This window comes from Streptomyces sp. NPDC020898 (assembly GCF_044333925.1).
In the GTDB taxonomy this organism is placed as follows: domain Bacteria; phylum Actinomycetota; class Actinomycetes; order Streptomycetales; family Streptomycetaceae; genus Streptomyces.
The window spans coordinates 597,663-599,040 of the sequence record NZ_JBIRRV010000005.1; the positions used below are offsets into that span (position 1 = coordinate 597,663).

A 1,378-nucleotide genomic window follows, 5' to 3' on the forward strand; every position below is an offset into this window, starting at 1 on the left:
GCGTCGTGACTGCGTGCCTTTTGAAGAATGAGCCTGCGAGTTTGCGGTGTGTTGCGAGGTTAACCCGTGTGGGGAAGCCGTAGCGAAAGCGAGTCCGAATAGGGCGGTTTAGTAGCGCGCTCAAGACCCGAAGCGGAGTGATCTAGCCATGGGCAGGTTGAAGCGGAGGTAAGACTTCGTGGAGGACCGAACCCACCAGGGTTGAAAACCTGGGGGATGACCTGTGGTTAGGGGTGAAAGGCCAATCAAACTCCGTGATAGCTGGTTCTCCCCGAAATGCATTTAGGTGCAGCGTCGTGTGTTTCTTGCCGGAGGTAGAGCACTGGATAGGCGATGGGCCCTACCGGGTTACTGACCTTAGCCAAACTCCGAATGCCGGTAAGTGAGAGCACGGCAGTGAGACTGTGGGGGATAAGCTCCATGGTCGAGAGGGAAACAGCCCAGAGCATCGACTAAGGCCCCTAAGCGTACGCTAAGTGGGAAAGGATGTGGAGTCGCACAGACAACCAGGAGGTTGGCTTAGAAGCAGCCACCCTTGAAAGAGTGCGTAATAGCTCACTGGTCTAGTGATTCCGCGCCGACAATGTAGCGGGGCTCAAGCGTACCGCCGAAGTCGTGTCATTCATGCTATAGGGCCAACGCCCGTATGGATGGGTAGGGGAGCGTCGTGTGCCGGGTGAAGCTGCAGCGGAAGCTAGTGGTGGACGGTTCACGAGTGAGAATGCAGGCATGAGTAGCGATACACACGTGGGAAACGTGTGCGCCGATTGACTAAGGGTTCCTGGGTCAAGCTGATCTGCCCAGGGTAAGTCGGGACCTAAGGCGAGGCCGACAGGCGTAGTCGATGGATAACCGGTTGATATTCCGGTACCCGCTGTGAAGCGTCAAACATCGAACCAGGCGATGCTAAGGCCGTGAAGCCGTTCCGGACCCTTCGGGGAATGGAAAGTGGTGGAGCCGCCGGTCCAGACCTGTAGTAGGTGAGTGATGGGGTGACGCAGGAAGGTAGTCCATCCCGGGCGGTGGTTGTCCCGGGGTAAGGGTGTAGGCCGTGCGATAGGCAAATCCGTCGCACATTAAGGCTGAGACCTGATGCCGAGCCGATTGTGGTGAAGTGGATGATCCTATGCTGTCGAGAAAAGCCTCTAGCGAGTTTCATGGCGGCCCGTACCCTAAACCGACTCAGGTGGTCAGGTAGAGAATACCGAGGCGTTCGGGTGAACTATGGTTAAGGAACTCGGCAAAATGCCCCCGTAACTTCGGGAGAAGGGGGGCCATCACTGGTGAGAGGATTTACTCCTCGAGCTGGGGGTGGCCGCAGAGACCAGCGAGAAGCGACTGTTTACTAAAAACACAGGTCCGTGCGAAGCCGTAAGGC

At 57.1% G+C, this 1,378-nt stretch carries 1 other annotated feature (running past both ends of the window).

Features of this window, described 5'->3' with window-relative positions:
* Nucleotides 1-1,378, forward strand: a sequence feature (most likely nonfunctional fraction of RNA operon) (it extends past both window edges: 1,768 nt to the left, 1,292 nt to the right).